We start from the raw sequence: 24540 nt of genomic DNA on the forward strand, positions 1-24540 counted from the left end.
CGAAAAGCTTTAAATATAAAGGCTGCATAAGCAGCCTTTATATTATGCTATTGCAGCATAAACGTTTCGTATTCTAAATCTTCAAATTGTTTAGAAAGCCAAAATAACCCAACAACAGAGGTAACAATAGTTGAGAGAGCAAAGCCGTAACCATAAAATTGCGGCCCAAAAGCGATTGATAGCAAAGTTAAAACAACGTTTATTACCAAAAATAGCCCCGCTAAAAATAGGACGGTTGAGCGTTTATCTAAATAAAACAAAATATTTAAAATAGACAAAAATATAACTTGTACACCCACACCAACTACATCAATAAATAAAAGCGTTTTATAGTTTGGATCAATACCAATAAAGGTAAGTATTTGCTCGCCCCATAATAATAAGCAGGCAACGGTAATACCTTGAATTTTAAATATATCGTATAAACCGGCACGTGCAGTTTGGATCATATTATCTTTTAAATAGTAAATCTCTTCTAACGATGAACCCTCTCGAATAGCTGTGTAAAAACGGTCGTATTCTTCTACAAAGTCGGTTTCCATTTTTACTAAAAATACTGCCATACCGGGAATAATAGACAAATAGGCTAAAAATATAGGTAAGTCGTAAATTGGGCTGGCTCTTAACGTGCCAATAATTTGTATTGATGTGCTTGGTGAATACCAAAAGATGATCTTATCAGCCCACACACCAATGTTATAAAACAGACCACAAAAGAATAGGCTGTAATACACTTTTTTATTGCTTAAAAAGTCAAAGCTTATAAGTTTTTCACCTGGGTAGCGGCGAATAATCATAAACAAAAAGCTAAAAAAGAGTAGAGCTTCGCCTGCAAAAAACGCAAAAAACAAGCCGTCTAACTGCCAGTCTCTTAATAAATATGCAAGCAGTACCATAAAGGCATAACCACTTAGCATGGTAATCAAAATCAACCGGTATTCTTTCATACCCGATAGAAAAATAGCGCCAAGCCACTGATTACATAAGCTTACAAAGGCACCTAAAATTATAATCTTAGTAACAACGGGTATAGGGAGCATAGGCCATACAGCCAAGCCCACCAATAATGCGGCTATTGTTGTTATAAGTTGCGCACCAAGTAAATTAGGCAGTACTTTTGCCTCTTCTTTTTGAAAAAACAAATCTGCAATAAATCGAGTTAATAATAACTGCAAGCCACCCGTTAAAATAAGTGAAGCTGCCATCATGTAGGTAACAAGCGTTAAAAACTGAATAATAAGTACTTTGGGTAATACAACGCCTAAACTTAAAATACCAATTAGCATTAACGCTACAATAGAGAGCAGCCAAGGGCCTGAGCCTATTAAGCCCGCGTAGCCGTATGCTTCAAAAACTGAGAGCAGGGTATTTTTTTTGAGAATTTTTCGTATCTCAAAACCTATTCCGGCCATGCCATTGTATCCTTATAAAGTTTATCGTAACGGGCAAACATGTGGCTCTCGTCATAAAATTTTTGTACGCGGTCTAAACCACTTTTTTGATACTCAAGCCAAACTTGCTCATTTGTTAGCATGTTTGATATTTGTTGTGCTGTTTCGCTAGGTGAAGCAATTGAGACAACTTCACCGGCTTTACCTAATGCTTTATCTTCATCAGTTCCGCCTTCGATTATTTCGCGGCACGAGCCAACATCACTAGCAAGTACAGGCACACCGGCCGCCATTGCTTCTAAAAGTACTAAAGGCTGCGCTTCGGAAATCGAGGTTAAAGCTACAATTCCGAGCTGAGGCAAAATTTTAGTAATATCTTGCATACCTAAAAACTTAACACTGCTTTGTAAATCAAGGCTGCCTACCAGTAGCTCACACTCTTTGTAGTATTGTGGGTCTTCTTCGAAAGGGCCGATGATCCAGCCTTCGACCTCTGGTAATATCGATTGCGCTTCTTTAATCGCACGTATAAAGGTTTTAATATCTTTTATAGGCACTACACGTCCAATTAACCCAACAACCGGTGGTATCTGTTTTGGACGCTGATCAAGCGCTTCAATAAAGCGCACTGTTTTAATGCCATTAGGCACAACAAATGCTTTTTCAGGCGCTGCACCATCCTTTATTTGGCGCTGCCTGTTACCGCCGTATAGCGAAATGACCTTATCTGCTTCTTGGTATGTTGTTCGGCCGATTTGCTCAAAAAAGCTGATCCACATACGGCGAATAAAGCCCATTTCGGTATTTAAGTTTTTACCTAGGCTTTGCTCAGACTCTTTGATCCAACTGGCTTGAATAAGATCTATTTTTCTCTCTTTGGTGTAAATACCATGCTCGGTCAACAAAAAGGGAGTATCGCTTATTACACTGGCACCAGATCCTAAAATACCAGCATACCCGGTAGATATTGAGTGAATAAGTTTAACTTTAGGAAGTCCGCGTGCAATTTCGGCTATTTTAAATAGCGGTTTATATAAATTGCGGTATGACCAAAAAAAGTCAATAAAAGAGGATTCATCACAAAAAGTTGAATAGTAATTGGTGAGTACTTGCCACGATGATTCACTATATAAAAAGTCGGCTTCGTTAATACCGTCTTTTTTAGCCAAAGTCTCAAATGCAAACTTTAATAACTCAGTTGGGATGGGCTCATCACAATCCCTAAAATAATTTTGTAGTTGTTGCCAAAAATCAAAGAGCTCTTTTTTATATTTAACGCCATGCTTAGCTTTTATTTCAGATGTGTCATTTTCCACTAAATAATGAACATGCAGCTTGGTAACGTTTTCAGGCAAAGTATATTGAATCTCGCCATAATGCTCTGGTGCTCCACCTATAAAAACAAGCTCAAAGTTATAATGAGGTAACCCTTCAATTATTTGATGAACCCAGCTAGATACGCCACCACGTACATAAGGGTAAGTGCCTTCTAAAAGCAGTAAAATGTCTGCATTTTTATTACTCATGCCAATACTCCTGCAAATGACGTAATTCACTGCCCTTAGGTTGTTCTGGGAGTTCTTTTAAGTAGCGTTTACAGTCGTCAAACTTGTTCATACAAAAGGCAACTTCGGCTTTATAAGGCAATACATGGCGCCTTGCCATACCAAACTCAGTTGCTTTAAGTAGATACTCATGGGCTATTTCGTATTTGTCTAAGGCTAAAGATATACGCCCTAAAAATATAAAAGTTGCGGGTGTTTTTACGTGCTCAATACTTTGCAATGCAAGTGCTTCTGCTTTTTCTAAAACGTATTTACGCAGTGCGCCTTGGGCTAAGCCTAAATAGCTCAGTTCCCAATAAAGTTCGGCTAGCTGTTTTTGTAAATGACTCAATTTTGGCTGCTTAGTTGTAACTGCTATTTCTTGCTGATACAAACTGATTTTTTCGTTAAGTTTGGTTTCTTTACCATCAAGGGTTGAGTAGGCGAGTAGTCGAATATCATCTTCTAAATCTTTAAGTGCTAGCTTTAAAATAGGAATAGCTTGTGAGTCACTCATGTGACGAGCCGCCATTACAGCACTTAAACGCTTGTTTGGCTCATTAGCGTGCTTCAAAATTGCTTTAAGTCCGCCAATTGAATAGGTTGGATTTGCTGATATTGCTCTGGCTTCAAAAGGAAGCTCAGGTATTTTATGCTCCTCTATTTCTATCTCGTCATTCTTGAGAGGTTTACAAAGAGCAAATGTAAGTGCTACTACAACACCTATAATTCCAAGTACTGGTAATGTAAGCAATAATAAAAACATGAGTAGCAAAGAGCTATAAGGAGTCGTTTTGTATTTTTTAGGTATAAAAACATAACTAACAATAGCAAAAAAGATGCTAGCGATAGCATGCAATAATATAGCTAAAAACCAATCAGGTGTTTCCAGTACTTCTATTAGTGCAAAGTACTGACAAATACACCCTAATATAGCCGCTACAATAATTATAATCATGAAAGTGAAACCAATCTCTTTATGTCATCTGAGCTTATAGGTAGTGCAAGTTGCTGCTCAATAACAATATCAAGCTCAGCTAAAGTGCTACCAGTGCGCTCTTTACACCAAGTGTTCATTCGGGCGATAAACCCTGCTTTTTCAAGCTCATCAGCTAATGGCATTAATAGCAGTAATACCTGATTTTGATTATCGTACAAATAAATGTCTAAACCACGGCGTGCTTCACTTAAATAACTCATAAGTTGAGTGGATTTATCAGTAATATTATTAGCTTTTATTTTTAGTAGCTGCGATGGAATGTTGTATCGTTTTGCTTCTTTATTCGCACGTTTAACTTGGCGAATAAAGTATGGATACTCTTCATAAGTCATTACTGGGTTTGTTATTTCATGGCGCAGTAGATCGCCAATATGCCCAGCCATAACTGCAAGTAGTGTAAGAGTGGTATTTTTAAGTGCAAAAAATTGTATTCTTTCAACCAAAATAGCGCCGTAAATAGTATTGTTTACATCGATAAGTGGGATTGCTATATGGTATTTACTTATACCCGATGATGCTTTTTCGTCTTTTACCGATACTAATTCTTTTTCTTCGATCATCGCTAATATAAGAGGATCGTTTTTAGCTATTTGACTCATTTTACCTATAGAGGCAAGTGGTGGCTCTAAAACACTGTCGTTTTCAACTTTATATAACCCCGCTCTTTCTAGCGAACCGTACTCAACAAACAAGTCGATTATTTTTTGCGCTGCGCTATCAAGTCTTCTTTCTTTTAATAGTCCGATAGAGGTTCTTACTGCTTGTAGCGATTCACGTAAACTTAACGTATGGCCAGCTAGCATTTGCTCAATTCTATCGTGAGATGAATTAATTAAATGATACTGACGAGTAAATGTTTCAAGACGATCTGTTACGTACTCAAGCTGAATACTTTGCTGTTGATTAGTACGCTCCCACACATCCCTAAATTCGCCTGTGATCATAATTACAATAATGTAGCCAATCATAGCGTTAATATTGAAGTCGCTTTGCGGTGATAAAATATTTGCTTGAAGTAAAAAAAGTTGGCCAACAAGCAAACATAAAATACTAATAAAGCCTTTTGAAAAGCCATAGCGTAAAGAAACTAAAAGTGGGCCAAGTACAGGCCACGAAAACCCTCCCTCAGTCCAAAATGGGTCCTGTGCGTTAAATAATACAGGCAGCCCTAAAGCAAGCGCGGTAAATATAAATACCTCAGCCCATATTTGTAGCTCAGGAACGTCTCTTGGTCTAAGGAAATGTGTTTTCACTCACTAACCTCTATATAAGAAATTAAATCGGCAATCACATCTTGTGCTGTTGCTGCAATGCTATCGCGGCCCCAGCCACTTTTAGCAATAGTACCCGTCCAAACTGGTGTGGTTTGTCCATTTACGGTGAGTGATAATGTAAGTGCAACAACAGGTTCGCCATCAAGCCCTGCTTTGTAGCGCCACTCTTCAATGCTGCCTGTTAGTACATAGTCAGCTTGTTGAGTGCTTAACCATTGCATAGCATTGTCTAAACGGTATTGATCATCCAGCGGTGGAAGCTCTTTGGTGTTTACGCGAGGTGCACGTATAAGAGTTGGTAATTTATTTTGTTGCCAAATACTGGCTAAAATATCTTCAGCACGCTCACCGGCAAGCGGTGTTTGAGCATGATTAACAAGCGGCATTAGTGCCACTGTTTTTGAAGGGCTAAGCTCTATATCATCAGCAACTCTGCTGGTGGTACATGCTGATAATAGTAATACCAAACACGGTATAATTAAACGAAACATACTCTCTCCTAACATTAAAAATGTACGTAATAACCTAATTGTAATTGTGTATCTGAGTTACCCACTTTATTACTACTTTGGTAACCCAGCTGTAATTTAAATAAATCATCGCCCAGTACAGACCAACCTGCGCCACTTGAAACTGATACATCTACTGTATCGTTAAGTGTCTGATAGCCAGTACTTATATCAAATAACCACGAAGGGCTTGCGCCTAAATAAGGAGGTTCTAATGAGCCAGTTGAAGCAAATGAAGTCCCTAGTGCAAAACGTCTAAATGGTTGAAGGTCAACTCTTAGCGGTCTTCTGCTTGCATCTGTATTTATTAATGCATTAACACGTTCAAAGTCTTGCCATTGTGCACTAAAATAAGCGTTCCAAATTGGGCGATCTTTTAAAATGCTGTACTGGTAACGTGCATTATATTCTTGGCCATTAATGAGTGAGCTGCCATCGTCTCTTCGAGAAAAAGACATCGCTGCTGCTGATAGTTGTACGTTTTGTCTACCATCAATGTTGTAGTTAACATAGGCCGTGGCTTTATCTAGTTGAGCATAACTAAGTAGCGCTTCTGATTGGCGGTTTTCAACATTATATTCAAGCTTTAAACCTATCTGTGTACGCGAATCCCATTGATAACGAGAGTCTAAGCTAAGACCTTGGCGGCTAACTAAGCTGCCTTGGTGAGAATCTATTTTTGCATCAAAATACCAACGACCAAATGTCATTTTATCTTCTATCGCAAACAGTAATCCGTTGTTATCAAGATTTTGCTGATTACTTAAACTTAATTTCCATTGCCCATTAGCATATGGAAAATAAACGTTTACATCGTACTGGCTACTGTTTAAACCAGCCTCTGGCGATAGGTTAATTTCAAGCGCCCTAAAGTAGGATGCACGTGCATTTCTAAGTAAGCTCAATTGTGATTCGTCAAGCTCACCAGTCAGTTCTTCATACCAACGCTGCATTGTTGCGTATGGCTGCTTTAGATAGAGTAGGGCGTTTAGTTCATCTAATTTGCTTAGTGAGCCTTCTGCTAATAGTTGTTTCGCTTTATTAAATTCGCCGTTGGTCATATAAAGTTGTAGTTTTTGCCATGGCTCTAATTTTTGTGCAGCTCTGCGCGCTAACCACCAGTTTGTTTGGGGCTCACCAATAGTGTCGGGGGCAAGTTCTTCCATTGTGTTTAATTGCATTAAATGAGGAACAGCCATCGCGCCCGCCCAGCGGAACATTAAGCCTCTGTATGCATATTTATCTTTAGGTAAGTGTTGCAGTAAATAGTGATTAAGTTCAGCAGCATTTGCATAATAACCAAGTTGCTTCATTACATCGGCTAAGTTAACCAGTGTTGTTAAATCGCTTGGATCTGCAATGGCTAATTTACGCAAATAAAAGTAAGCACTGTTATATGACTTTTCGTGAATAGATAAGCTTGCTAAGAGCTGCGTCCACGCATAGGAAGTGTCGCTTTGAGAATAGCGCGTTAAAATGCGGCCAATCATTACAGTGTCATGCATTTGCAGCGCTAACCAACCTTGTGCAAGCACAACATCAGAGTCATATTCGCTTAATTTAGCAGCGCGGTTTAAAGTTGTATAAGCTGAATTTAAATCACTTTGGTTTTGATACCAATTAGAAAGAATTAACCAAGCAGGATAGAGAGCTTTATTATATCGTTGTTTATCAAGTTCAGCATGAATACGTGCAACTGATTTAGCATCATTTACTTGTGTGCTTAATAATGCAATTTGAATCAATTGACGGTCAGTTTGCGACTCACTTTTCCATAAATAATCAAGAAGCTCCTGAGGCCTACCTTCAAAGCGCAATTGTTGGTAGTGCAGCATGTCGCCTACGCTTAAAGGGCTTATTTGTTGTAACTGCTCTAATGCATATAGCTCATGAGCTTTGTCTTGGACTCGCATTGCCATGTCTACATTGGCACTCCAAAACTCATCGTCAGAACTTTCATGTTTGTTTTTTAGTACTTGCAGAGCTGTAGAAAAGTCATCTTCTAGCCAAAATGCGCGGGCAATCCAAAGTAAATCTTCTTCATTTTTAGGCCCTTTATATGTAGGCCACAAAGCTCTTAATGCTTTTAAATTACCAGTATCGTGAAGTACTTTTGCTTTCCAATATTGTGATAATGCACTTTTACCATTTATTTGCTCAAAGCGTTCAATATTATTTAACTCTTGCTTTGTGTTACCAATAAATTCGTTAGCTTGCATCCAATTAGCAAAGCCATTTCCTTTTAGATTTCTATTTTGGGCTTTATATTCGTATATATCATTAGCATCTTGGTATAAATATAGAGTGGTGGCATCGTTAATACTATCGGTAAGCATCGCAGGGGTTACGGCTTTGTTAGACATTAGCCATTTAAACTCTCGAAGTGCTTCTTTAGGCTTGTTTTGCCAGCGCTTTATCTTCCAATTTAATAAATGTAGCTCTTTGTCATCTGAGCTTTGTAGTAATAGCTTTGCAAGTAATTGCTCAGCCCCTTTTGCATTTCCATTTGCTAAACGCAGGTGCATTGCTTGTGTTAAGTACTCGCTGTTATTTGGATCGGTCTTTAATAAGCTTTCAATAGCTTGAGCTGCATCTTCTGTGTTGCCAGCCAAGTTTGCTAAATAAAGGGTGCGTTTAACATCGGCTTTGTCACCGTAGATGCTCCACCATGCATAAGCTTGAATCGGATTATTTGCGCCAAGCGCAGTTTCAATCGCTTTAGCTGCAATGTCAGCATTTATATTTGTTTTATAAATAGCGAATGCTTTGTCAGGTTCCCCTGCGCTTAACCAGTAATCGGCTGCAAGGAGTGGCTGTTTATTTTTTTGATAATACTGAGCAACTTTTGCGTTTAACCCAACGGCTTTTGCAATTGTCAGTATTTGTTCGTTCCAATTTTTATGAGCTCCTATTTTTAAAGATAGCTCTTCAAAGCGGTCGTCAATTTTAGCACCACTTGCTAGCCATAATGAGTAGAGCAGCTTTATTTCAAGTGTTGCTTTGCGCTCACCTCTAGGTAGCTTTTCAAGCTCGTTAGTGGCTTGTGAATACTCACTAAGCCCTATATGTAGCTCAACCAATTTAGCGCGAAGCTTTTCGTTGTCGGGCTCTGTATTGAGCGCTGCATTAAGGTAAGATTTCTCAAAGGTATAATCTTGTGAAAGTGCATCATCTTCAAAAAATAAGGTATGGGGAAATAACGCATAAAGTGCAAAACAACTTACAGCTAGTATCGCTAATATTGTTTTTATAGAAATTAACTGAGGGCGCTTTTTAGTATTCATTATAGAGCAGATCCGTTGCAGTTAAGGTAACCATAAAAGTCACCTGTAGGTATTTTGAAATGTGTTAATTTACCCCGATTAATACCTTTGAAGCGCTCACCCAAATTAGATACAAATTCGCAAGAACGTGCATTAATTAAATCAAGTGAAGCGGGCACCCATGCTTTAAAACTAACCGGTCCGTTAACTTGCCAGTTATTAATAACAACATTTGCAGATGCTAAATAAGGTTTTTTACTATTTTGGCTATGATCAAAGCTAAGGCGAGCTATGTTATTTATAATATGTATGTAGTCACCTTTTTCAGTTACACCAGATACACCTTCACTTTGAGCTATGTTTGGCACATCAAAATCGGTAGGTATGCGCAGAGTGCGAATGTACTTTGAGCTAAATAACCATTCATTATTACTGTTTTTTGCAAGTGCAGAAAAGTAAAAATCTTTTGCTACTTTTGCATAGTGGCTTAAATGCACCGGTGTATTTGGCCTTGCTAAAACATAATCTATGTTGTGTTTAAGAGCGTCTAGTCCCGCAAGAACTTCACCTGAATAAAAGTGATAATAAATAGTGTAAGGTTTTAACCTATATGGCTTTTCTGTTATTTCGAATGTTTCGGTTAAGCGTCTAAAGCCGTAATAAGGGCCATGCCATAAGTTTGTGTAAACATTTTCATTTAATATGGGGGCGTAAATTTGATACAGCAAATCTCTTTCAGGGCGACCGATAGGGGAGATGTGAGAAAGGCTTGGGTTATCAGCATTTACATCAGTATTACCGCCATTGACATTTAACACGCCAGCATCACGAGCCAGTTCAAGCGCTTTAGGACCAGGAGTTGCATCGCCTGACCATAGCATCATTACTGTTTTTTTATTTTTAGGTGCGAGCTTGTCATTAATGTACTTTATCGAGTCGGTAATTTCTTTTTTAAGGCTAATTGTGTTGTAGCCAGGCACGTCTAGATGAAAACCGTAATCTGTGTCGTCTTCATCTATTTTTTTTCGCCCAGATAGTGCTGTCCAAAAATAGGGATGACTATAAGTGTGTGAAGCAACTTCTACGTAAGGCAGGTTAAAAATACTACGCGCAATGCCTTCGAGTTTGGCACTTTGTTTAGAATGAATACCGCCTTCTTCAATATCAGCTTGGATCACTGATGACGTTAACGGTAGTTTGTAGTGTTTAATTATTTCATCTCGAATTACTTCTGCTGAATAAGGCTTACCTGCGTAGTGGGCAATACTTGTAAATCCATCTCCATCGATATGCAAAGTAAGCATTCGCCTGCCGCTTTCGGTGGTTGTATCTGGCACTAATATAGGTGGTAACCCCATTGCTTGAGTAAGCAATGTACGCGGATCAATAACCCATTTGCTGCCTTCCATCGGAAATGTATCAATTAGCCAAGGAGCAACCACGACTGCACCATATTTAGTTTTAGCCGCTTGTACAATTATTGTGTTATCAGCTGATTTTATTGTAATTAAAGGAGTCGCATTAGTTGCTAATTTTAGTAAATATGGTTTAACGATAGGGGGAGGTGTTGTGGATTCTCCTTTGAGCCAAGGTGCAAAGCTATCTTGTTTATATGGACCTTCAGGTAGTGTGTTTAACGACTCAATACCCATGTTAAATAGTAATTTAGTTGACTGTGGTAACTCGCCTAAAATAAGTTCTGGCACAACACCTAAATTAGCTTCAAGCCAATTGGTAAGTGTTGGGGTGTAAAATGCATCGCTTGAGGTCCACGAAATAATACCGGCATGTAAGCTAGGGTCAACCAAAGGTAAGTCGCGTTTTGCCATATCTATGTAATCAGGTATATACCCCAAATACTCAATCAGGGTCGCAAGCTTTAAATGTACGGTAGTGTAAATGAGTGGCTGTACGTTACTGTTGTACGGAATGAGGATGCGTCTTGGTACTGGTGATATAGTTGATGTACCCCATGTTTGTAAGTGCCCATCAGTTACCCAGGGAATAAAACCTGCCTGTTTTATTTTTTGCGCCATAGCAAGACGGTTGTCAGGCTGTGCATAATCAATAACTTGTACTTTAAAACCAAGCTTTTGTGCCGTTTTTAATTGTGTACTTAGCCAAGCTTGATCGTTCTCGGTGGTTAATTTGTAGCTATTATTGATTGGGTTGTAATGGCTATATAAACCTTCAGCCACTAAATCACTGGCTAAACCGGTAAGTCTAGGTAGTAACTCAAAGCCTCGGTTGAGGATAAGGTGTTTATTAAACGTGCCAGACAGACTTTTTATAATTGCGACTAAGCCATTTTGTTGGTCTGATTTACTGTGCTTGCCATCTAAAAGCTGATAGCTGTCTAGGGTATCTAAAAACAAGCCACTGAAGCCTCGAGCTTTTAAAGTAGCTGCGTTATTTTGCACATGTTGTTGCCAATGCGTAGATGTTAAATCGGCAATGTGACTATTCCAGTTAGGGTTTACTGCGAGTGAAGACTCACTTTCAATAAACGACTCACCAACACTTAAATAAGCATAAACAGCTATGTCACGCTGTTTAAACCAATTGAGTTCGTGCTCAGTCACAAGGTCAGGCTGAACTACAACGCGAGAATAAAAGGTCATTTCGGCTAATGGCATCGGCGCTGAGTAGTAAAAAGCGATACTATTATTTACAGGCGTTGCGAATGCGTGAGTCGACACTAAAAGTGCAAGGTATAAAATATACTTCATTAATAATTCATTTTTATTAGATTATAACTGTGGCTCAAAGTGATGTGTTCCAATTTTGTTCTAGTTGTTTGGTATTAGGAATATAGGACTATTATATGTTAATGGAAGTTTAATATCCATATATTCATTATTTATATGAACCTAAAACCAATACTAACATGACTAATGAGTTAACTTATTACATACGAAGCAATCGAGCGGCTCAATACGCTATCAAATTAATTTTAGATCAATACAGTCGTTAGAATTTTGAATATAACAAAAAGGGTGGTAAATAATATATTGATTAATACAAAGGTCGCAGTGTTTTTAGTGTTCAAATACCTCCCTTGTGACTATAATATCAGCACGCAGAGCATGGTATGAGTATACTCCCACCAAATTTTTTATTTACTATGTTTTAAACCCAATAAAACATAGTAAACAGTCGTAATTTAACTTTGGCAATTGTCGTTATATATGCATTTATACACCCCGGAGAAAAAATGAGTAATTTAAGCTTGAAAAACAAATTGCTGTTACTAGCTATTTTACCGCTAATGCTACTTTTGATCAGCTTAATGCTGAGTTCTTATTATTTAGAGAATAAAAATCAGCAACAAAATTTTGAAGCATTTCAAACTAAGTTAATAAGTGACAAGCAAACGTTACTAAGTACCGAAATTGAAATTGCTAGCAAAATTGTTCGCTATCAATTAGCAAATGGCTCTGAGCAAGATGCTAAAAACGCTTTAAGAGACTTAACATTTGGCCAAGGTGGTTACTTTTTTATATACGACACCAATGGCATTAGTGTTTTTCATGCATTACTAGGTGATGCTATTGAAGGGCAAAACAAAATAGGGATGACTGACCCTAACGGTAAAAAAATAATAGTGGGCTTATTAGATCAAGCTAGAAAAGGCGGCGGCGCTTTTAACTATCATTTTCAAAAACCAAATACCACAGGCTTAGTTGAAAAGATGGGCTATGCAGCAATGATACCAGGCACAAACTGGATGATTGGTACTGGCGCATATATGGATGATATAGACGCAGAGCTACTTAAATACCAAACAACAATGCAAGAGCATATGAATGATAAGGTAATGACCTTATTATTAATTGCTTTGTTTTGGGTTGTTTTAACAATTATATGTGCGTTAGTTGCCGCAAACACAATGGTAAAACCAATACAACGCATGGCGCAAAGCCTTGACGATATTGCAAAAGGTGAGGGCGATTTAACTAAGCGTCTAGACATTGATACTAACGATGAAATAGGTCAACTTGGCGAAGCATTTAATATGTTTGTAAGTAAGCTACATGGCATTATTGCTAATGTCGTTGATGTAACACACGATGTAAAAACAGCTTCTGGTGACATAAATACACAAACACGATTAATTGAAGATAAGTTACTTAATCACAATCATGAAACAGATCTTGTTGCGACGGCTATTACCGAAATGTCGGCTACTTCTCATGAGGTGGCTCAAAATACAAACCAAGTGGCAGAGTCAACTCAAGCGGCAACGCAAGAAGTTGCTAAAGCTCAAGAGTGTGTTGATATTTCACTCAGTGAGGTTTCAAACTTAATGGGCGAAATTAACCAAGCTGCTGAACAGGTTGATTCACTCAGTGATCAATCTAAAAAGATTAATAGCGTACTAAGTGTAATAGGTGGAATTGCTGAGCAAACAAACTTACTTGCACTTAATGCTGCAATAGAAGCTGCGCGAGCAGGTGAGCAAGGCAGAGGGTTTGCAGTTGTAGCCGATGAAGTAAGAAGCCTAGCAAGTCGTACTCAAGTTAGCACATTAGAGATTAGTGAAATGTTGAGTGAGCTACATAACTTAGTATCAGATGCAGTTGCAGCAATGCAAGCAAGCCAAAGTAGTTGTAATCGCTCTGTTGAATCCTCTCGTGCTATTTCAGAAAGTTTAGGCGCGGTAACAAGCTCAGTTAGATCAATTAATGACATGAGTACGCAAATTGCGACAGCGGCGCTGGAGCAAAGTAGCGTTACAGAAGAAATAAACCGTAATGTATTTGCTATTCAAGAAATAGTTAATGAGCTAACTATTTCAAGTAAAACTACCTCTTCGGTAGGTCAGCATTTAGCTGGGCGTGGTGAAAGCTTAGGACACTTAGTTGGCCAGTTTAAGATTTAACAAAGCTCAAAGCCCTACACTAAAAGCAGCTAATAGCGGCTTTATTTTTGTGGGCGATTTTTTATAAAAATTATTGAATTTTTTGCATGCGTTAAGGTCTATCAGCATGCAAATATACCTATACAGTGAAATAACCATGCAAAACATGCCATCAATTAAACGTTGTACTCGAGAAGAGTTAGCGGCAGAGCAAGATTTGGGGCGTTTAGTCTCTTTTTTACGTTCGAGATTAGCCATTCATGTTGATGCCAAGTTACTTCCTATGGACTTAACTTCTGCGCAATATATTGTGGTTGTACTACTTGCGAGAGAGTCGGTTAATACGCTTGCAGGACTTTGCGAATATATGGTTTATGATCGTGGCGCTATGAGCCGTTTACTAAACCGACTTGAAGAAAAAGGACTCATTATTAAAACGCAATGTGAGCTTGATAAGCGCTCAACTATTTTGTGTTTAAGTGAAAAAGGTAAAGCTCTTTGTCCTGAAATTATGCCTGTAGTGAACGAAGTCTATGCGCAAGCATTAAGTGGTTTTTCAGAGCCAGAAAAAAACCAAATAATCGACTTACTATTCAAAGCTATAAATAATCTTGATTCACTGCCAAACTCCCCCCAAAAGTAGATTATCAATAAAATAGCGATACTGTTTCAATAGAAAGTTAGCGTGCTAATTAGTTGATCTGATTGTGCGCAGAATCTAACTTTGATAATATAGTTGCCTAGGCAATTAAAGTTATCATCTTGTTAGGTTTGTTATGATTGAAAATAATTTGTTAGTACAATTACAGCAGCAATATCCAGAACATACTTTTATGCAACATCACTTAAGTGTTGTCCATAAGGGACGTTTTGCTAACGCGATTGTGTATCGATATAAAGATAATGAATTTGATTTAATTGTTAAAGATTTTAGCCAAAGCCCGTGGTTTATCCGCAAAACATTTGCACGAATGTCGGTAAATCAAGAGTACAAGGGGTTGAGCCGTTTAGCAGAGCTTAACGCAGTTGCTAACCGCTTTTGTAGATTGTCGCCGATAGCGGTTGCTTATAACTATATTGAAGGCACGCCACTGCGCGCTTTAATTCATGAAGACAAAACACTACCTGTTAACTTTTTTAGTGAGCTTGAGCGTCAAGTAGCAAAAATGCATCGCAAAGGCATCGTGCATTTAGACTTGCGTAATATGGGTAATATTTTATGCGGCGCAGACGGTAAACCTTACTTTATTGATTTTCAGTCCACTATTAGCTTTTCTCGTTTTCCACGTTGGTTGCAACGCTTTATGCGAGGATCTGACATGTCAGGCGTATATAAAGCATGGAATAAATTGGGTGAGCAGCCTCTGCCACAAAAAAAGCAAGACTATTTAGAGCGCTTTAATCACGTGCGTAAACGCTGGATTTTTAAAGGTTACCCAATACAGCGTGGCTATGCGTGGGGCGCTGCACTTATTACTCAATTTGTAGATTCTGACTTAGTACGAAATATTACTGATAGACTTTAATTTAAAGCATAAACCGTAATTTAAAAACACCTAATTCATTGTGTGATTTTGCCCATATTAGCCTAGCTAATATGGGATTTTTTTTATTATAAGTAATCCCTTTAGTTTGCTTACTTGTTGTTTAATCCCTCAAAAATAATTCCTTTTACTGTTTTTTTAATTTTTTAAAATAAATATTAGTACTGCATTTAGTTTGCCCATACAATGCGCAAAAATAGCTTGCGCATGCTTAATAAGTTCACGTTTTTTCTGCAATTTTTTATTGTTCAAGTAGACTATAAATAATGTGCGCTTTTAAATTTTAAGGTTTTAAGATGATTGAGTATCCGGTAGACCAACTTCCACAGCTCATAAATGATTTATTGCAATGCGATACAACAGAACGCAAAAATAAATTATTAGCAGATGCGCAGTTAACGCTTTCAACAGAGCACCTGTCATTACTTTTTGAGGCGATACCAAAAGAACAACGACTTGAAATTTGGCAGTTGCTTGATGAAGACACACAACACGAAATTTTTGTTAATTTAAGTGAAGATAGTTGTTTGTGGTTGCTGCAAACGCTAGAAGACACTGAGGCTTTTAAACTTCTTGATGAAGTTAATGTAGAAGAGCTACTGGAACTTGAAGAAGTTATACCAGAGCGATTTGTTGAGTATGCAAAAAAGCAACTCGATGAAGCGCAAACCAAACAATATGATTTAGCGCAGCAATACCCGCCAGAGCAATTAGGTCACTGGTTAGGTTTTGACTTTTTAAAAGTATCGGAGAAGCTAACAGCCGGTGGTGCTAAAAAATTGCTACACAAAGGTTTACCGCAATACAGTGAAGTTATTTATTTAGTAAGCCGCAAGGGTAGTTTAATAGGTGAAGTTGCGGTAAATGATTTAATAAAAGCCAGCGACACCGATAACTTAATGACATTGGCAAATCATGACTTTTCATCGCTCCATGCTGATGATGATTTATATGAAGCGGCAGAAGTGGTGATCCACAGTGAAAAAATGGCACTGCCAGTGGTTAATGTTGATAACAAATTACTTGGGCGATTAACCATTGCCTCTGCTTATGAATTACGACAAGAAATTGCTGATGAAGCAGCCGCTAAAGCCGGTGGTTTACGTGAAGACGAAGACCTGTTCGCAAGTGTGCGAAAAAGTGCTAAAAACCGTGGCATATGGTTAGGTATTAATTTAGCTACTGCCTTTTTAGCGTCGTGGTTTATCGGTTTATTTGGCGCAACGATAGAACAAGTTGTAGCACTAGCGGTATTAATGCCAGTGGTCGCTTCTATGGGGGGAATTGCAGGTAGTCAAACATTAACCGTTATTGTGCGAGGTTTAGCGCTTGGACAGGTTACAGATTCAAACCGTAATGCGTTGCTTAAAAAAGAGCTGCGTGTTGGCGCTGTAAATGGCTTGGTATGGGCGTTTGTAATCGGCCTACTTACCTTTTTATGGTTTAACGACTTAATGCTTAGTATTACGATTACGGTAGCCATATTATTGAATTTAGTGGCCGCGTCACTAGCAGGTGTTGTTATTCCGTCTATTTTAGACAAAATGAAAATTGATCCTGCGTTATCTGGTTCGGTAATTTTAACTACCGTTACCGATATTGTTGGGTTTGTTACCTTTTTAGGTTTAGGCAGTTTATTGCTTTTATAAGCCTTATACCAATTCGCTTAATTAAGTGAATTGGTATTACTAACAGGAAAATACAATGACCTTTGAAGTCATGATTTGGTGTGCAATTGCTTTGTGTATTTCACAATCGGCAATATTTTCGGGCTTAAACTTAGCGTTTTTTTCACTAAGTAGGCTTCAGCTTGAAATGGAAAGTGCAAAAGGGAACGAGGCGGCCATAAAAGTCATGGCCCTTCGAAACGACTCTAACTTTTTATTATCGACTATTTTGTGGGGTAACGTAGGTATTAACGTACTACTTACACTACTTTCTGATTCGGTATTAATGGGCGCAAGTTCGTTTTTATTCTCAACTATCGCAATTACTATTATTGGTGAAATAACACCACAGGCTTATTTTTCGCGTAATGCGTTAAAAATGGCGAGCCTACTTTCGCCGTTAATTAAGTTTTATCAGTTTCTGTTTTATATAGTTGCTAAGCCAACTGCTTTAATTCTCGATGCATGGTTAGGTAAAGAGGGGATTACGTACTTTGCTGAAAGTGAGCTCAGGGGTATTATTCGCAAACACATAGAGGCTGAAGAAGCTGATGTTCAACACGTTGAGGGAATAGGCGCGCTTAACTTTTTTAGCTTAGATGAAATAAGCGTAACCAAAGAGGGTGAGGTAATTGATCCAGACTCGATTATTGCTTTGCCTACTAAGCTTGATTTGCCTATTTTCCCAGACCTTACATTAACAACTGATAATGAGTTTTTACGCAAACTACATAAGTCAGGTTATAACTGGGTGATCATTACCAATGAAGACGGTTGGCCTTTATTAGTTGTAGATGCTGACGGCTTTTTAAGATCAGCGTTATTTGAGCCAGATACGTTTGACCCTTATCACTATTGTCACAGACCTATAATTGTTGCTGATGAAGCGATGCGTTTGAGTGAAGTGATTTTAAAAATACGGGCTAATCATTCTTTAGATAAATCGTTTGATGGGGCCATTGATCACGATGTGGTATTAGTGTGGAGCGATGTGAAACGCATTATTACCGGCGCTGATATATTTGGTCGGTTGCTCAAAGGTATGAGTGCACCAAAACTCGAACTGCATGAAAGTACAGAGAATAAAAAGCCGCTGTAAAGCGGCTTTTTTGTATTTAGTTGGATGGAGCTTTACGCCCAACCTTCGTAGCGCTTACGACGTGACAGCACTATCGTTAATATAATACCTAAAAACAGGCCTAAAAACGCAATAGCACCACCGTAAGTAAGTAGCTGGCGTTTCTCTTTTGAGCTAGCAGCTTCTTTTTGAGTGCGCTCTTGCTCTAGCGTTGTTTTAAGCTTAGTAATTTGAGCAGATAACTGCAGATTTTGATCTGTTAAAGTTTGGTTTTGTTCTTGTAGCTGTGGAAGTTCTATTTGAGCTTGGCGTAGCTTTTCTTGCATAGTGCTCATTTCGCTACTTAGTGTTTTGTACTGTTGGTGTAAGCCCGCTGTTTTAGTAATAAACTTAGTTTCTATCCAGCCTTCGCGGTCTTTATCATCTTTAATTTTTATAAAGCCGTTTTCTTCATTTGATAACAAGGTTAACTTTGTTCCAGCATCTACAGAGCCGAGTAGTCGATAATTTTTACTCGCCCCAGAGCGCATAAAAGTGTATAGATTATCGATAATATAAGCGGTGTTTGCATTCGTTGAATTTGCAGGTTGTGCTTCTTGTGCATAACTCATGAATGTGGTGGCTGTTAAAAGTAGCCCTAATAAACAATGTTTTAGCATTTATCTACCTTGTTGATCTAACTGCGTCCGTTATGAACGTGATTTTTATTTCACATAAGTAGTTAGATAGTATGGATTAAATAGATCAATAGCAAGACTGATATTGTAACCCAGTACGGTAACGCAGGAGTAGTTATCGAGTCCACTAGGTTACAAGCCTCACGCTGTGATTAAATTGCTCCTAGATAGAACGAATTTTAATCCGCAAAGGTCATCAAGCCCTAAAATAAGGTTAAAAAATTTGCATTGTTAAGGCGCTTTGTTTATTTTGAGCACTTATTTATTTTAAAGGTAATCCGCAAACCGAATGGATACTGAGATAGAACTGAAATTTTTGGTATCAGATGCCGTTATTCCACTGATCCCCTCGTTAATTACTCAATTTGCAAAAACGGTGAAGAATAAACCGTCTCGCAGCTTACAAAATGCATACTACGATACGCCAAGCAGAGAGCTTAGAGCGCTTGATATAGGCTTTCGAACGCGTTGTTCTGACAGCGAATGCGAGCAAACTATAAAGCTTGCAGGTGAAGTGGTAGGTGGTTTACACCAACGTCCAGAGTACAATTTACCAATTGAATCAAGCCGCCCTAATTTAATGGCGTTTGATGCTGATATTTGGCCTCATGGCATGCAAATAAGCGCCATCTCAAAAAACTTGTATCCAATATTTAGTACTAACTTCATTCGTCGTACTTGGTTAATTGAAACCGAAAGTGGCGCTAAAATTGAAGTCGTACTCGATAAAGGTGAAATTGCGGCTTCGGGTAAAATTGAAATTATTAGCGAGCTAGAAATTGAGCTAGTTGAGGGCAGTCGTAATGAGCTGTTTGCATTTGCAGATATACTAGTTAGCCAAAACTGCATACGCTTAGGTTTGTATTCTAAGGCCGCGCGTGGTTATCGACTTGCTGATGAAAAACCTTTAATGCCAAGCAAATCTATTGGTTTTGTACAATTACCAAAGTCGACTACTCAAGAGCGTGCTTTAGTTGAAGCCATGAACTTTGGCATTCGCTTTGTACAAAAGCACGAGCAATGCTATTTCGATAAGCCAAGTTTAAAAACACTTAAACGCGTAACTGACGGCATCAGTTTAATCCGCCATACTTTTTGGCTATACGACGATATAGTATCTAAAGAAAGTACAGAGCACTTACGTACCGAACTTAAATGGTTATTAAGTGAATTAGCGTGGGTAGAAAACGCGATCCAATTAAAAACGTACACGTCTAAACGCCATGCTTTTTATAAAAAAATTAATGCGGCGCCAGCACTTGCTCAAGTCATTGGAGACTTAAAAGAGTTACAGCCAAGCATTGACGATATAAATGCACTGTTTCACAGCGCACGTTATAATCGTTTATTACTATCGTTAACTACCTGGTTAATCGATAAGCAATGGCGTAAAGACTGGGGGCAAGCAGAGCTTCAAGCGGCTGAGCAAAATGTGTCGTCTATTGCCAATAGGCTTTTCAATAAAGACTGGAAAAACCTGCACGAGTTGCTTCCAAAGGAGCAAACACTCGATGTCGCTTCGTATTTAAACCTGCGAACTCAGCTTGAAAATAGCCTACTGAGCGGTAACTGTTTAGGATCGTTATTTGATAAAGAAGAACGCCTAGAGTTTAGATTGCCTTGGCTTGATATTTCTCATGGTATTTATGAATTAAGTACGCTTGAGTATTTAAAGCAATTATGTGCAGGGCAAGAGGACGAACAGCTTGCTAAAATCCAGTCATGGCTTGAACAAAAGTCTGAATATTTGGTCAGTGCCATGGAGCAAAGTCGCCTTGCTTCACTTGACATAGAACCTTACTGGCAAAAATAAATGATGCGCTTTTGTAATAAAATTCAGTTGCAAAAGTGTTTATTCGTTATTTTTTTATTAGTTAGTTTTAACACTTACGCTGAGCCCATATGGCATTTGTATAAAAACAAAAATGGCGTAAGTGTGTATTATCAAAGCCACAGTGATAATACCTTTGAAGTAAAAGCGCAGATGAGCGTGAAAGGCGTATCCACCAATGAGTTTTTAGAATTACTTAGTGATACCGATGCCGCACCCCAATGGCTCGAAAATATATCTCAGGTAAAGGTTATTAAGCACATAAGCCCATCAGAAAATTTAGTGTACAGTTATTTTAATTCTCCTTGGCCTGTTAGAGATAGAGATAGCATTACTTATTCTTGTTATTCACAGTTGACTGCAAATAAAAGCCAATTGCTTATTAAGGCTCGCCCTAATAAGCAGCCCAAAAACAATGGCGTTATAAGAATTACTACTTTAAATGCACGCTGGCTGCTGAGTGAGGACAAAGGCCGCCTTGATATTGAGTACCAAGTATATGCTTTGCCTGATGGGGCAATACCTACCTGGCTAAGCAATAAGGTCGGATTGAAAAGTACTTACATCACATTTATGAACTTGCATCATATGCTCACAGATAAAAAATACACTCCAAAACTACCTGTAATCAAAGCAGGTCAATGCTAAATATCGAATATATAATAATTTAATGGTGTGTTGAGTAGTCTTTAACTACGCTTAAGCAATAATGACACGCTATTATTTGGAGAATTGATGAAGTATTTAGTGGCTATATTATGTTTGATACACAGCTCATTCTTATTAGCTCAAGAATATACCTTTGGTGTAGTGCCGCAATACGAGCCGCAAAAGCTAAATACTATTTGGCAACCTTTGTTAAAACAAGTAAGTAAGCAAACAGGGGTAACAATAAAGCTAATTACAGTTGAGTCTATTCCTGTATTTGAAAAAGCCTTTGCTAATGGCGAGTACGACTTTGCATACATGAACCCATGGCATAGTGTTGTAGCATACGAAAAACAGGGGTATTTACCACTAATAAAAGATGCAGGGCGAAAGCTGCAAGGTATTTTGCTCGTAAATAAAGACAGTGGTATTGATAATTTAAGCCAACTAGAGGGCGCTGAAATAGCATTCCCTGCACCTAACGCATTAGGTGCGTCATTATTAATGAGAGCTGATTTAGCATTGTTATACGGGCTAACAATAAAGCCTGTATATGTCCAAACTCATCCATCGGTATATTTAAATGTAGCACTGCACTCAACAATGGCGGGCGGTGGTGTAATGGGCACATTTAAACAGCAACCAGAAAGCTTACAAAACAAACTCAAAATTCTTTATAAAACGCGTGAAATTAGTCGCCACCCAATTGTCGTCCACCCAAGGGTTGATGCTGCAATACAGTTAAAAGTGCAACAAGCTATTTTAGATATAGGGCAAAGCGCAGAGCATAAACATTTACTTGCAGGTATCCCAATTATTAAACCTAGTATTGCAATTTTAGCAGAGTATCAGCAGTTAACTCAGTGGGGCTTGCGCTCATTTTATGTTGAAAATTAGAGGGTTTCGTAGTTTAAGGGCGCAAAGCTTTATTGTTGTATTGCTTTGTGGCTTGCTTATGGCATGTCTTTTTATGTTTTACGCATTACCTGAACAAGCGCGTTGGGTAAACGATGGGCTTTCAAAGGCTGCTCAGCGTTCTTTAGCGCAGTTATCGACTTCTATAACGACTCCGTTGTTAACTAGGCAGTATGCAGAGCTATATGAAGAGATAGACAGTCAACTTCAAACTCGCCCTAATTGGAAAAGTATTAAAATTGTTGATGTTGATTCAAAAAATCAATTGTATCCGCTTGAGAATTGGGTTGGAGCAAATGAAAACGGCGACATGCTGTTATCTCAACAGGTGGTATTTTTAGACAAACCGCTGGCTAATATTAGCTTGGTTGTTAATTTTACTAATGAAATTAACGAATCTTCAAAACTTCATTACACCTTAATATATATACAATTTATTATTTTAGTTATCGTTTTTATAGGTTTGGCTTGGCTGGTGGATTACAGGGTTACATCGCCGTTGAGGACGCTAAAACTTGGGTTTTCACGTTTAGCCAAAGGCGACTTTGATTGCCATATAGATAAACAACAACAAAATGAAGTGGGCAGTGTAATAAATGCATTTAATAATATGGTTGATGAGGTTGCGAATAACCATCAAAAATTAAATGCATTACGAATTCAAGCTGAGTCTGCAAGTAAAGCAAAGTCAGATTTTATGGCCAGTATGAGCCACGAATTAAGAACTCCATTAAATGCAATTTTAGGCTTAGCCCAGCTGTATGGATATGATGAGAGTGCAAATAAAGTACAAAAAGAAAACGCGAAAAGCATTTATCAAGCTGGAGAACATTTACTATTACTCATAGACGATGTGCTTGATTTAACAGCTATTGAGTCGGGTAATATGCAGTTTAGTTTTTCTTATGTGCCTATTAAAAGCATATTAGAAGAGTCAGTAGAGCTTGTCACTGAGCTTATTAAAGGGCAATCAATAACACTGCAAACTCACGGTTTTGAGTCCTTAGAAGGGTTGAGTATTTATATTGATCAGCGCCGCTTTAAACAAGTGATGCTTAACTTGCTTTCAAATGCGATTAAATACAACAAACTAAATGGCAGTATTAATATTAATTGTCGGGTGTTAAGTAATAAACAATGCGAAATAGATGTAATAGATACCGGATGTGGATTTTCTCCAGATGACATTTCTCGCCTATTTAAACCTTTTGACCGCTTAGGCGCTGAAACCAGTAAAGTAAATGGAACCGGTATTGGTTTAGTGATAACTAAGCAGCTGGTAGAGCGTATGCAAGGGTCTTTGAGCGCACAAAGCGAGCAGCACAAAGGTTCTTGTTTTACGCTAAACTTTAACAGTTTTGATCAAACTGACTTGCCAGCACAAGTGCAAGCCCCTCAAATAACACAGCAAAGCTTAAATGCGGTAACGCTTCCTACGCTTGAGGTTTTAGTGGCAGAAGATCAAGTTACAAATCAGCAAGTGTTAAAACAGCAATTAACCATGCTTGGAGTGTGCTCTACTTTTGTAAGTAACGGTGAGCAAGCTTGGGAGGCCATACAAAATAAACGCTTTGATATTTTACTAACCGACATTCAAATGCCCTTACTCGATGGGTTAGGGTTAGCCAAAAAAATACGCGAAAACACTCATTTTGATGAACTGATTATAATTGCAATTACGGCCAACATTACCAAAAACAACATAGATAATTGTTATACTTGTGGAATGAATGGCTTTTTAACAAAGCCTATTGAGCTTGTTAAATTAAAGTCGTTATTGATGGAGCATTCTCAAACTATGGTCAATACACGTTCAGAAAAATCAGATGGTGAAAATATAGCTTCAGATAGTTTTGATCAATTAGATATTACGCTACTAAAAGCAATGCTTGGTGATGATCCTAGCGTACATTGCATGGTATTTAATGCGTTTTTACAAACAGCAGGGGAGCAAATTAAATTAGCTAACGCGTATGCTAAAAGTAAAAACTATGTTGATTTAGCTTTTCAGGCGCATGCATTAAAGTCGTCTTCAAAGTCTGTGGGGGCTATTGAGTTGGCAAATATATGCCAACAGATAGAAACACAGGCAGAGAGTGAAATAGTTAAAGGTGATTATATACAGCAGCTGGAAGAGTGCTTTAACGATGTAGTCACACAACTTAAAAGCTATTGTTTACGATATGAAAAACGCACATAAAAAATGGCTCTTAAAGCTGTCTCTTATACACAAATCCCTGCTAAGAAATTAGCGGGGATTTTTTTGAACTAAATCTCAATGTCATGATCAGATCTTCAAATCTTGTTTGAGGGCACATTATGATTAACGAACATACTC

The 24540-nt window shown here is 38.2% G+C and carries 17 protein-coding genes; 9 read left to right on the plus strand and 8 right to left on the minus strand.

What is annotated here, in order from left to right; all coding sequences use genetic code 11:
* Positions 1–47: 47 nt before the first annotated feature.
* Genes pelG through H5088_RS14025 form a run of 7 tightly spaced genes read right to left on the minus strand, consistent with a single transcriptional unit; the run spans position 48 to position 11710 of the window.
* Positions 48–1412, minus strand: coding sequence for an exopolysaccharide Pel transporter PelG (gene pelG / locus H5088_RS13995; protein WP_024597305.1), 1365 nt, complete (start codon positions 1410–1412; stop codon positions 48–50).
* Complete coding sequence (gene pelF, locus H5088_RS14000) at positions 1400–2917, minus strand: GT4 family glycosyltransferase PelF (protein ID WP_182753342.1); 1518 nt, start codon at positions 2915–2917, stop codon at positions 1400–1402. Before pelF ends, pelG begins: the two co-directional genes overlap by 13 nt.
* Positions 2910–3893 (minus strand): protein PelE, encoded by a 984-nt coding sequence (locus H5088_RS14005; protein ID WP_182753344.1) that lies wholly within the window; start codon positions 3891–3893, stop codon positions 2910–2912. The genes pelF and H5088_RS14005 overlap by 8 nt, the downstream gene beginning before the upstream one ends.
* A complete protein-coding gene (locus H5088_RS14010) occupies positions 3890–5188 on the minus strand; it encodes a PelD GGDEF domain-containing protein (RefSeq protein WP_182695069.1) in 1299 nt (432 codons plus the stop codon). Before H5088_RS14010 ends, H5088_RS14005 begins: the two co-directional genes overlap by 4 nt.
* Positions 5185–5700: a hypothetical protein gene (locus H5088_RS14015; protein WP_024597301.1), complete on the minus strand. Its 516-nt coding sequence runs from the start codon at positions 5698–5700 to the stop codon at positions 5185–5187. The genes H5088_RS14010 and H5088_RS14015 overlap by 4 nt, the downstream gene beginning before the upstream one ends.
* Before the next feature lie 14 nt (positions 5701–5714).
* Complete coding sequence (locus H5088_RS14020) at positions 5715–9002, minus strand: tetratricopeptide repeat protein (RefSeq protein WP_182753346.1); 3288 nt, start codon at positions 9000–9002, stop codon at positions 5715–5717.
* Entirely contained in the window at positions 9002–11710 is a 2709-nt protein-coding gene (locus H5088_RS14025; protein WP_182753348.1) for an endo alpha-1,4 polygalactosaminidase, read from the minus strand. Before H5088_RS14025 ends, H5088_RS14020 begins: the two co-directional genes overlap by 1 nt.
* Positions 11711–12195: 485 nt before the next feature.
* Between H5088_RS14025 and H5088_RS14030 the strand changes: the two genes are divergently transcribed.
* The 5 genes from H5088_RS14030 to H5088_RS14050 all read left to right on the plus strand — a co-directional run bounded on the left by H5088_RS14030 (position 12196) and on the right by H5088_RS14050 (position 18152).
* Positions 12196–13863 (plus strand): methyl-accepting chemotaxis protein, encoded by a 1668-nt coding sequence (locus H5088_RS14030; RefSeq protein WP_182753351.1) that lies wholly within the window; start codon positions 12196–12198, stop codon positions 13861–13863.
* Positions 13864–13969: 106 nt separating this feature from the next.
* On the plus strand, positions 13970–14485 hold the full coding sequence (locus H5088_RS14035) for a MarR family winged helix-turn-helix transcriptional regulator (RefSeq protein WP_259398116.1): 516 nt from the start codon (positions 13970–13972) through the stop codon (positions 14483–14485).
* Positions 14486–14618: 133 nt separating this feature from the next.
* Positions 14619–15368, plus strand: a complete 750-nt coding sequence (locus tag H5088_RS14040; RefSeq protein WP_182695064.1) for a serine/threonine protein kinase — start codon at positions 14619–14621, stop codon at positions 15366–15368.
* Positions 15369–15682: 314 nt separating this feature from the next.
* Entirely contained in the window at positions 15683–17035 is a 1353-nt protein-coding gene (locus tag H5088_RS14045) for a magnesium transporter (protein ID WP_165724231.1), read from the plus strand.
* Between the two features lie 55 nt (positions 17036–17090).
* A complete protein-coding gene (locus H5088_RS14050) occupies positions 17091–18152 on the plus strand; it encodes a DUF21 domain-containing protein (RefSeq protein WP_182753359.1) in 1062 nt (353 codons plus the stop codon).
* Between the two features lie 32 nt (positions 18153–18184).
* Here H5088_RS14050 and H5088_RS14055 read toward each other — a convergent pair whose 3' ends face one another.
* Entirely contained in the window at positions 18185–18790 is a 606-nt protein-coding gene (locus H5088_RS14055; RefSeq protein WP_002958928.1) for a TIGR04211 family SH3 domain-containing protein, read from the minus strand.
* 307 nt (positions 18791–19097) lie between these two features.
* On the opposite strand from H5088_RS14055, the gene H5088_RS14060 reads away from it, so the two are divergent.
* The 4 genes from H5088_RS14060 to H5088_RS14075 all read left to right on the plus strand — a co-directional run bounded on the left by H5088_RS14060 (position 19098) and on the right by H5088_RS14075 (position 24402).
* Positions 19098–20621, plus strand: a complete 1524-nt coding sequence (locus H5088_RS14060; protein ID WP_024596277.1) for a CYTH and CHAD domain-containing protein — start codon at positions 19098–19100, stop codon at positions 20619–20621.
* Positions 20622–21287 carry an START domain-containing protein gene (locus tag H5088_RS14065; RefSeq protein WP_154903669.1) on the plus strand — a complete coding sequence of 222 codons (666 nt, stop codon included), beginning with the start codon at positions 20622–20624 and terminating at the stop codon, positions 21285–21287.
* An 87-nt stretch (positions 21288–21374) separates the two neighbouring features.
* Complete coding sequence (locus H5088_RS14070) at positions 21375–22184, plus strand: phosphate/phosphite/phosphonate ABC transporter substrate-binding protein (protein WP_182753361.1); 810 nt, start codon at positions 21375–21377, stop codon at positions 22182–22184.
* Positions 22171–24402: an ATP-binding protein gene (locus H5088_RS14075; RefSeq protein WP_182753363.1), complete on the plus strand. Its 2232-nt coding sequence runs from the start codon at positions 22171–22173 to the stop codon at positions 24400–24402. Before H5088_RS14070 ends, H5088_RS14075 begins: the two co-directional genes overlap by 14 nt.
* Positions 24403–24540: the final 138 nt, after the last annotated feature.

Origin of the sequence: Pseudoalteromonas sp. SR43-3 (assembly GCF_014163875.1) — a bacterium.
Classification (GTDB): domain Bacteria; phylum Pseudomonadota; class Gammaproteobacteria; order Enterobacterales; family Alteromonadaceae; genus Pseudoalteromonas; species Pseudoalteromonas distincta.